This is a genomic window from Neorhizobium puerariae (assembly GCF_042429745.1).
Lineage (GTDB): Bacteria > Pseudomonadota > Alphaproteobacteria > Rhizobiales > Rhizobiaceae > Neorhizobium > Neorhizobium puerariae.
Genome location: NZ_JBHMAA010000012.1, coordinates 55,519 through 65,147, shown reverse-complemented (window position 1 = coordinate 65,147; position 9,629 = coordinate 55,519). Strand labels below are relative to the sequence as shown.

At 64.2% G+C, this 9,629-nt stretch carries 7 protein-coding genes; 2 read left to right on the top strand and 5 right to left on the bottom strand.

Translation table 11 applies throughout. The features are described 5' to 3' along the window. Positions 1-476 precede the first annotated feature (476 nt). From ACFFP0_RS10815 to ACFFP0_RS10800, 4 genes are read right to left on the bottom strand one after another with little or no spacing between them, the layout of a single operon-like run. Positions 477-2,507 (bottom strand): acetyl-CoA carboxylase biotin carboxylase subunit, encoded by a 2,031-nt coding sequence (locus ACFFP0_RS10815; protein WP_377260243.1) that lies wholly within the window; start codon positions 2,505-2,507, stop codon positions 477-479. Between the two features lie 4 nt (positions 2,508-2,511). Continuing rightward, positions 2,512-2,943 (bottom strand): hypothetical protein, encoded by a 432-nt coding sequence (locus tag ACFFP0_RS10810; protein ID WP_377260241.1) that lies wholly within the window; start codon positions 2,941-2,943, stop codon positions 2,512-2,514. A 4-nt stretch (positions 2,944-2,947) separates the two neighbouring features. Next, positions 2,948-3,325, bottom strand: a complete 378-nt coding sequence (locus ACFFP0_RS10805) for a hypothetical protein (protein WP_377260239.1) — start codon at positions 3,323-3,325, stop codon at positions 2,948-2,950. 16 nt (positions 3,326-3,341) lie between these two features. Beyond that, complete coding sequence (locus tag ACFFP0_RS10800) at positions 3,342-4,874, bottom strand: acyl-CoA carboxylase subunit beta (protein WP_377260237.1); 1,533 nt, start codon at positions 4,872-4,874, stop codon at positions 3,342-3,344. A gap of 117 nt (positions 4,875-4,991) precedes the next feature. Between ACFFP0_RS10800 and ACFFP0_RS10795 the strand changes: the two genes are divergently transcribed. Beyond that, complete coding sequence (locus ACFFP0_RS10795) at positions 4,992-6,401, top strand: helix-turn-helix domain-containing protein (RefSeq protein ID WP_377260235.1); 1,410 nt, start codon at positions 4,992-4,994, stop codon at positions 6,399-6,401. A gap of 24 nt (positions 6,402-6,425) precedes the next feature. Here the strand turns inward: ACFFP0_RS10795 and ACFFP0_RS10790 are convergent, their stop codons facing one another. Continuing rightward, the gene (locus tag ACFFP0_RS10790; RefSeq protein WP_377260233.1) at positions 6,426-7,484 is read right to left on the bottom strand and encodes an AI-2E family transporter; all 1,059 of its coding nucleotides are present in this window, start codon (positions 7,482-7,484) and stop codon (positions 6,426-6,428) included. 249 nt (positions 7,485-7,733) lie between these two features. On the opposite strand from ACFFP0_RS10790, the gene ftsH reads away from it, so the two are divergent. After that, positions 7,734-9,572: an ATP-dependent zinc metalloprotease FtsH gene (ftsH, locus tag ACFFP0_RS10785; protein WP_377260231.1), complete on the top strand. Its 1,839-nt coding sequence runs from the start codon at positions 7,734-7,736 to the stop codon at positions 9,570-9,572. The last annotated feature ends 57 nt before the right edge of the window (positions 9,573-9,629 follow it).

Here is a 9,629-nt window from a genome sequence, read left to right as displayed (position 1 = left end):
TCTTCCACCTGCGCCGCGCGGCCGGGCTTTCAGGAAAAACCCCCGGACGCCGCATGGCGCTGTCCCGTCACCCTCCAATGCCTCACAGGCACGCCCGGCGCACAATGCAAGGAAGCGAAACGAGACGTCGGTCCGACCGCGTCTCACCCGCCCCCACGTCGCCGGAGGGAGACCATTTTCCGCGGACCCGGAGGATGAGGTTCTGCGTCTTCCCCTCACGCCCCGCGCCGACCCCGCCTCGCCAGAACGCCTCCTGGTGTATCCGAGAGCGGGACGGACAAAGCATGGTGCATAAAAGAATCACGGGTATGATGAGAGCCGGAATTTCACGCAAGCCCCTGATTCATATCATGAGGCATCCTGATTCATATCATGAGGCATTCCGATCTTGTCCCCGCTTCCCTGCCCTTCGTCCGCCTGCCGGCACCCTCTCCCCGTCCCGACCGGGAGAGGGTGAGGGATAAAGACATCCTCCTCTACTCGAATTCCATGATCAGTTCGTCCACCGCGAGGCTTTGGCCGGGCGCCGCGGCGACACGCTTGACGACGCCCTGTCTCTCGGCTTTCAGCACGTTTTCCATCTTCATCGCCTCGACGGTCGCCAGCGTCTGGCCGGCTTCCACCGCATCGCCCGCCTTGACCGCGACCGACGTGATGACGCCGGGCATCGGGCAGAGCAGCATCCTGGACGTATCCGGCGGCAGTTTCACCGGCATCAGCCGGGCAAGCTCGGCGACACGCGGAGAACGGACGCGGGCGGCGACATCCATGCCCCGCCAGCGGAGCCGGATGGCCTGACCGACGAGATTGACCTTCACGCCCATCACCTCGCCGCCGACATGGAAGGCGGCATGGCTCTGGCCCGGCAGCCAGCCGCTCGCGGCCGCAAGCCGCGTTCCGTCCGCAAAGACGATGACGGCTCCGTCGGAGGTCGTTTCGAGCGCGACCGGCTTTTCGAAGCCGGCGAGCGTGACGATCCATTCCTTGCCGACGACGCGGCGGTGATTGCCGATCGTGCCGGAGATCTGCACCGCCCGTTCCTGGATGGCCTGATTGATCAGGACGGCGATGGCGGCGAGCTTTCCGGCCGAAGCATCGTCCGGCTGAACGCCGGAAAAGCCCTCCGGAAATTCCTCGGCGATATAGGCGGTGGTCAGCCGGCCGGCGCGGAACCGCTCCTGGCCCATGACCGCCGAGAGGAAGGGCAGGTTATGGCCGATGCCCTCCACCTCGAAATCGTCCAGCGCAGCGCCCATGGCGTCGATCGCCTTCAGGCGCGCCGAAGCGCTTTCGCCTGGCGCCCCCCCGGGCGCCCAGGTGCAGAGCTTGGCGATCATCGGGTCGTAATACATGGAAATCTCGCCGCCTTCGAAGACGCCGGTATCGTTGCGCACGACGACACCGTCATCCCGCCGGCCCTCCACGGGCGGCCGATAGCGGACAAGCCGGCCGATCGAGGGCAGGAAGTTGCGGTAGGGGTCCTCCGCATAAAGCCGGCTTTCGATCGCCCAGCCGTTGAGCTTCACGCCATCCTGGCCGAACGAGAGCTTTTCCCCGGCCGCGACACGGATCATCTGCTCGACAAGGTCGATGCCGGTGATCAGTTCCGTCACCGGATGCTCGACCTGCAGGCGGGTGTTCATTTCGAGGAAGTAGAAATTGCGCTTGCCGTCGACGATGAATTCCACCGTGCCGGCGGAGAAATAACCGACGGCCTTCGCGAGCGCCACGGCCTGCTCGCCCATCGCATGCCGCGTCGCCTCGTCGAGGAAAGGCGACGGCGCCTCCTCGATGACCTTCTGGTTTCGCCGCTGGATGGAGCATTCGCGCTCTCCGAGATAAAGCGTGTTGCCGTGCTGGTCGCCGAGCACCTGGATCTCGATATGTCGCGGCTCGGTCACGAACTTCTCGATGAAGATGCGGTCGTCGCCGAAGGAACTCTTCGCCTCGTTCTTCGAGGACTGGAAGCCCTCGCGGGCCTCGGCGTCGTTCCAGGCGATGCGCATGCCCTTGCCGCCACCGCCGGCCGACGCCTTGATCATCACCGGATAACCGATCGAAGACGCGATCCTCACCGCCTCGTCGGCATCCTCGATGAGGCCCATGTGGCCGGGCACGGTGCTGACGCCCGCTTCGGCCGCAATCCTTTTCGAGGTGATCTTGTCGCCCATCGCCTCGATGGCCTTCACCGGCGGGCCGATGAAGGCGACGCCTTGCTTTTCCAGCGCGGCGGCGAAGGCGGCGTTTTCCGACAGGAAGCCATAGCCCGGATGGACGGCGTCGGCGCAGGTCCTGCGGATCGCATCGACGATCCTGTCGATGACGATATAGGACTGCGAGGATGGCGCCGGGCCGATATGCACGGCTTCGTCGGCCATGCGCACATGCAGCGCGTCGCGATCGGCATCGGAATAGACGGCGACCGTCTCGATACCCATCTTCCTCGCGGTCTTGATGACGCGGCAGGCGATTTCCCCACGATTGGCGATCAGGATTTTCTTGAACATCACATCAGTTTCCGGAATCGCGATCGTCTTCGTCGTCGCGGTATTTCTTTTCATAGGGAAGGGTGAGAATGGCGGAAGCCGCAGCCGCGCCGCCGAAGATCGAGGCGAAGGGAACGATCACCAGGAGAACGGGAAGGACCGGGTTGGCCGCACGGGAGACCTGGGTGCCGAGGCCGCCGATATCGAGCAGGATGAGCGCGATGCCGGTGCCCGCGCCGATCAGAATGCCCGCAAGCGCGTGAAGCCCCATGAACCGCAGCATCTGCCAGTGATCCCGGCGCGCCTCCTCCGGCGTCAGCTTCGGCTTGCGACGGTCATTGCCAGACGCATGGCGCGCCCTTTGCCTTTCCAGTCTTTTCCGGAGCCAGCGCTCCGGATCGAAAAGCCGGCTCATGCTCGCCTTGAGAGGATGAGCGACGACGATTTTCTCCCGCATCGCCCTAGACCTCCATCACGTCTTCGAAAGATTCCGGAAAGCTCTGGCGCGCGGTCTTCTCGTTGATCACCAGCAGCGCCTCATAGGACAGCGGATCGAAATCCTTCTCCGCGGCCACGACCTCGCGCCCGAAAAGCAGGCTCAGCCGCGCGGCGTCCAGATTGCCGCGCTCGAAGGGTTCAGCCCCGAAATGGTGCCAGAGCGCATGCAGGAAGGCCGCGTCGACCCGATGTTCCTGGGAGCCCGGCCGGGCACGACGGGGAAGGGCCTTGATCGGCGTCACGCCCTTCGGGTTCGCGCGGCGGATGACGAACTGGATTCCCGTGCCCGGCATGCCGGAGGGAAAGCCCCGATGTTTCGTCATGTCGGGAAGATTGGCCATGGCTATTCCTCCGTCCTCACAGCGGAATCGTGTCGTGCTTCTTCCAATGCGTCGTGACCTGCTTGCTGCGAAGCGAGGCGAAGGCGCGGGCGATGCGACGGCGCGAGGAATGCGGCATGATCACCTCGTCGATGAAGCCGCGCTCGGCCGCCACGAAGGGATTGGCGAAGCGCTCCTCGTATTCCCTGGTGCGCGCCGCGATCTTCTCCGGATCGCCGAGCTCCGAACGGTAGAGGATCTCCGTCGCGCCCTTGGCGCCCATGACCGCGATCTCGGCCGTCGGCCAGGCGTAATTTATGTCGGCGCCGATATGTTTCGAGGCCATAACGTCATAAGCGCCGCCATAGGCCTTCCGCGTGATCAGCGTCACCATCGGAACCGTCGCTTCCGAATAGGCGAAAAGCAGCTTGGCCCCGTGCTTGATGACGCCGCCATATTCCTGCGCCGTGCCCGGCAGGAAGCCCGGCACGTCGACCAGCGTCAGGATCGGGATCGAGAAGGCGTCGCAGAAACGAACGAAACGGGCGGCCTTGCGCGAGGAATCGATGTCGAGGCAGCCGGCCAGCACCATCGGCTGGTTGGCGACGACGCCGACCGTCTGGCCTTCGAGCCGGATGAAGCCGGTGATGATGTTCCTCGCGTAGGCTTCCTGGATCTCGAAGAAATCGCCCTCGTCGGCAATCGCCAGGATCAGCTCCTTCATGTCGTAAGGCTTGGTCGGGCTGTCGGGGATGAGGCTGTCGAGCCGGTTCTCGATGCGGGCCGGGTCGTCGTGGAAGGGCCGTACCGGCGCCTTGTCGCGGTTGTTCAGCGGCAGGAAATCGAAAAGCTGGCGGACCGCCTCAAGCGCCTCGATATCGTTCTCGAAGGCAGCATCGGCGACGGACGACTTCTGCGTATGGGTGCGGGCGCCGCCGAGTTCCTCCGCCGTGACAATCTCGTTGGTGACGGTCTTCACCACATCCGGGCCGGTGACGAACATGTAGGAACTGTCGCGCACCATGAAGATGAAATCGGTCATGGCCGGGGAATAGACCGCGCCGCCGGCGCAGGGCCCCATGATGACGGAAATCTGCGGGATGACGCCGGAGGCCTCGGCATTGCGGCGGAAGACTTCCGCGTAGCCGGCGAGCGAGGCGACGCCTTCCTGGATGCGGGCGCCGCCGGAATCGTTCAGCCCGATCACGGGGGCGCCGACGCGCGCCGCCATATCCATGATCTTGCAGATCTTTTGCGCATGGGTCTCGGAGAGGGAGCCGCCGAGGACGGTGAAATCCTGCGAGAAAACGTAGACCTGGCGGCCGTTGATCGTGCCCCAGCCGGTGACGACGCCGTCGCCCGCGACCTTCTCACCGGCCATGCCGAAATCCACCGCACGGTGGGTGACATACATGTCGAACTCCTCGAAGGAGCCCTCGTCCAGCAGCACCTCGATGCGCTCGCGCGCCGTCAGCTTGCCCTTGGCATGCTGTGCCGCGATGCGCTTCTCACCCCCGCCGAGCCGGGCTTCCGCCCGACGCCTCTCGACCTCACCCAAAACTGCCCGCATGATCACTCCCGGATACTTCGATTTTTTCTTATCCTGTCGCCATGTTCCAGAAAAGCATTGAACGCGTGCATATGTGGAATTATAAAATCGCAAACTCAAAAATGCGAATTTGCGAACATGGCAATCGGTAAGCTCTTTATCGGCAGGAAGGTAAGGGAATTGCGGGCCGCGAGCAATGCGACCCAGAGCCAGTTCGCCGAACGCATCGGCATCTCCACCAGCTATCTCAACCAGATCGAGAACAACCAGCGGCCGGTCTCGGCCGCCGTGCTGCTGGCGCTCGCCGACAAGTTCCAGCTCGACATATCCGAACTTTCGACCGGGGAAACGGACCGGCTCCTTTCGGCGCTGGCCGAAGCGTTGTCCGATCCGCTGTTCGAGGCCTATGCGCCGAGCCTGCAGGAACTGAAGCTGGTGACCCAGAACGCGCCGGGCCTGGCGCATGCGCTGATCGCCTGTCACCAGGCCTACCGCCGCAACGGCGAGCAGCTCGCCAGCATGGACGACAGGCTGGGGCGGGCGGCCGCTGCGGAAACCACGCCCTATGACGAGGTGCGGGACTTCTTTCACTTCGTCGACAACTATCTCCACGACCTCGATACCGCCGCGGAAAAGCTGGCGCACGATCTCGGCCTGCCGGCCGCCGACAGCCATCCGATCCTGACGGAATATGTGGAGAGGCAGTTCGGCGTCCGCGTGGTGCACGGCCCGATGCCGACGCACACCATCCGCCATTACGATCCGGCCTCCCGCGTGCTGACGCTGAACCCTTATGCGCCGGTGCAGACCCGCGTTTTCCAGGTGGCGGTGCAGATCGCCCAGCTCCATGCCGGCGCCCTTGCCGATACGATCATCCGCAGCGCCGGCTTCCGCACCGAGGAGGCGGCGGATGTCTGCCGCATCGGCCTTCAAAACTATTTCGCCGGCGCGCTCATGATGCCCTACCAAACCTTCCTGAAGGCGGCGCGGGAGCTCCGGCACGACATCGAGCTTCTGGCGGCCCGTTTCGGCGCGTCGCTGGAACAGGTATGCCACCGGCTCTCCACCCTCCAGCGGCCGGGCCTCAAGGGCGTGCCGATCTTCTTTGCCCGGATCGACCGGGCCGGCAACATCACCAAGCGGCACAGCGCGACCAAGCTGCAATTCGCCCGCTTCGGCGCGGCCTGTCCCCTCTGGAACGCGCACCAGGCCTTCGAGGCGCCGGGCCGCATCATCCGCCAGCTCGCCGAGACGCCGGACGGCATACGCTATCTCTGTCTCGCCACCCAGGTGAGCAAGGGCATAGGCGGCTTCCGGACGCACCAGCCGGTCTATGCGCTGGCGCTCGGCTGCGAGGTTTCCTATGCGGAAGCCTTCGTCTACGCGGACGATCTCAACCTGGCCGATCGCGCAGGTTTCGACCCGATCGGCATATCCTGCCGCATCTGCGAGCGGCCGAACTGCACGAGCCGGGCGGTGCCGCCCTTCCGCCGCCGGATCTCGGTCGACCACAACATGCGCGAAACCACGCCCTACAAACTGCGCTAGGCATGAGCGCCGGTCGCCGCCCGATCAGCCGGCCTCGCCACCCGGCTTGCCCTGTTCCTCCACGAAGATATCCCAGGCGGCGATGAAGAGGGCCGCAATCAGCGGGCCGATGACGAAACCGTTGATGCCGATCAGCGAAATGCCGCCGATGGTGGAGATCAGCACCACATAATCCGGCATCTTGGTTTCCTTGCCGACCAGCGGCGGCCTCAGGAGATTGTCGACGAGACCGATCACAAGGACGCCGATCAGAACCAGGACGACGGCCTTGATCCAGAAGCCGGAGAGCGCCAGATAGGCCGCCGTGGGCACCCAGATCAGTGCGGCGCCCACCGCCGGAAGCAGGGAGAGGAAGCTCATCAGCACGCCCCAGAGCAAGGCCGGCTCCACGCCCAATGCCCAGAAGGCGACGCCCCCGATCGCTCCCTGCAGGATAGCGATGATGATATTGCCCCTGACCGTCGCCCGGATCACCGACGTGAATTTGGACGTGAACTGGCGCGTATGCGCATCGGTGAGCGGAAGAGCCCTCCTGATGATCCGGGCAAGCGAGCGCCCGTCACGGAACAGGAAGAACAGAAGATAAAGCATCACGCCGAAGGCGACGAAGAACTGAAGCGTGTTCTGCCCCAGGCTCAGGGCCCGTCCCGCAAAGAAGCTGCCGCCCTGCATGAGTGCGCCGGAGATGCGGTTCCGCAGCTCGTCGAAGCCGTTCAGCTCGAGCGTGCGAATCCGGTCCTGGATGTAAACGGGCAGGCTCTCCTGCAGCTTCTGGAGAAGAAGCCGGATATCGATCTCTCCGCTGTCGATGCGCTGATAGAGATTGTTGCCCTGCTGGAGGAGGGAGCTGAGGACGATCAGCCCCGGAATGATGACGAGGCAGAGGCAGACCAGGACGGAAAGCGCGGCGGCGACATTCGAATGCCCGCCGAGCCCGGCTTCCAGCCTGGCATGCAGGGGAAAGAAGACGATGGCCAGCACAACGGCCCAGAATATCGCGGAATAGAAGGGCAGGACGACGGCAATGAATGCGATGCTCACCAGGACCAGGAGCACATAAAAACTGATACGCTGAACGGGCATGCCGTGTCTTTCGCTTGGGGATGGGCCTGCGCGACCCTATCACAGGCGGAGCAAGTGCAACACCGAGCCACCGCCCGTCATCCCGCCGCATTTGAGGGCGCCTGGAAGCGGCAGCCATTGCGAGGAGCGCCGCACCGGAATGTCCGCATTCCATCTTCGTCGCGATCGTGTGGATAATTCTCCGGAATGTTCCTAGATTAGCCACGGGCGGCGCGCCGGCCGTTCGGTTCGGGGTAAGCAGGAGCAAGCATGGCCATGAACAAGAAGACACAGTTCCATATCTGGTATTGGGCCGCTGCCTTCCTCGGCCTTCTGCTGTTCCAGTATGTCTTCACCACCGCGACGCAGGTGGCCCAGATACCCTACAGCCAGTTCGAAACCGATGTGAGGGACGGCAAGATCGCGGAGGTCGCCGTTTCCGACAACTATATCCAGGGCCGCTACAAGGAACCGCAGAACGAGCGCCCCTATTTCATCACCACGCGCGTCCAGCCCGATCTCGCCCAGCAGCTCCAGCAGCATGGCGTGGTGGTGACCGGCCAGATCGAAAGCACGTTCCTGCGCGACATCCTCTCCTGGGTCATTCCCGTGGCGCTTTTCGTCGGCGTCTGGATGTTCATGCTGCGGCGGATGGGCGGAGGTGTCGGCGGCGGCCTGATGCAGATCGGCAAAAGCCGCGCCAAGGTCTATGTCCAGTCCGATACCGGCGTGACGTTCAAGGACGTGGCCGGTGTCGACGAGGCGAAGGACGAGCTCAAGGAAATCGTCGATTTCCTCAAGGACCCGGTCGGCTACGGCCGGCTCGGCGGACGCATGCCGAAGGGAGTGCTGCTCGTCGGCCCGCCCGGAACCGGCAAGACGCTGCTTGCGAGAGCCGTGGCCGGCGAGGCCGCGGTGCCGTTCTTTTCCATCTCCGGCTCGGAATTCGTGGAAATGTTCGTCGGCGTCGGGGCCGCCCGCGTCCGCGATCTCTTCGAACAGGCGCGCGCCAAGGCCCCGGCCATCATCTTCATCGACGAACTCGACGCCCTGGGGCGCGCCCGCGGCATAGGGCCCATGGCCGGCGGCCACGACGAGAAGGAGCAGACACTGAACCAGCTTCTGGTGGAACTGGACGGCTTCGATTCGTCTGCGGGACTAGTGCTGCTTGCGGCCACCAACCGGCCGGAAATTCTCGATCCCGCCCTGCTCCGCGCCGGCCGTTTCGACCGCCAGGTCCTGGTCGACCGGCCCGACAAGGTCGGCCGCATCCAGATCCTCAACGTGCATCTGAAAAAGGCGAAGCTGGCATCGGAAGTCGATGTCGGGCAGATCGCCGCGCTCACGCCCGGCTTCACCGGCGCCGATCTTGCCAATCTCGTCAACGAGGCGACGCTGCTCGCCACCCGGCGGAAGGCGGATGCCGTCACCATGGACGATTTCAACAACGCGATCGAACGGATCGTGGCGGGGCTGGAAAAACGCAACCGCCTGCTCAATCCCAAGGAGCGCGAGATCGTCGCTCATCACGAGATGGGGCATGCGCTCGTCGCCATGGCGCTGCCGGGCATCGACCCCGTCCACAAGGTCTCGATCATCCCGCGGGGCATCGGCGCGCTCGGCTATACGATCCAGCGGCCGACCGAAGACCGCTTCCTGATGACCCGGGAAGAGCTGGAAAACAAGATGGCGGTGCTGCTCGGGGGCCGGGCGGCGGAATGGATCGTCTATCACCATCTTTCAACGGGGGCGGCGGACGACCTGATGAAGGTGACGGACATCGCCCGGGCCATGGTCACCCGCTACGGCATGACCGAGAAGCTCGGACATGTGGCGCTGGAAAAGGACCGGCGCTCCTTCCTCGCCACCGACCAGCCTTATTACGGACCGCAGGAACACGAATATTCGGACGAAACCGCCGCAGCCGTGGACGAGGAGGTTCGCCGGATCGTCGACGAGACCTTCGACCGGACCGTGGCCATCCTGACGGAACGACGGAATGCGCTGGAGCAGTCGGCACGGCTCCTGCTCGAAAAGGAAACGCTCGACGAGAACGACCTTACGGCATTCGTGAAGATGCAGCCGGCAAGCGCGGTGGAAAAAGCCTGAGCGGGCATCCGGCCCCCGGCACGGCCTGCAGCATCGGCCCGAAAATCGGAATCGATT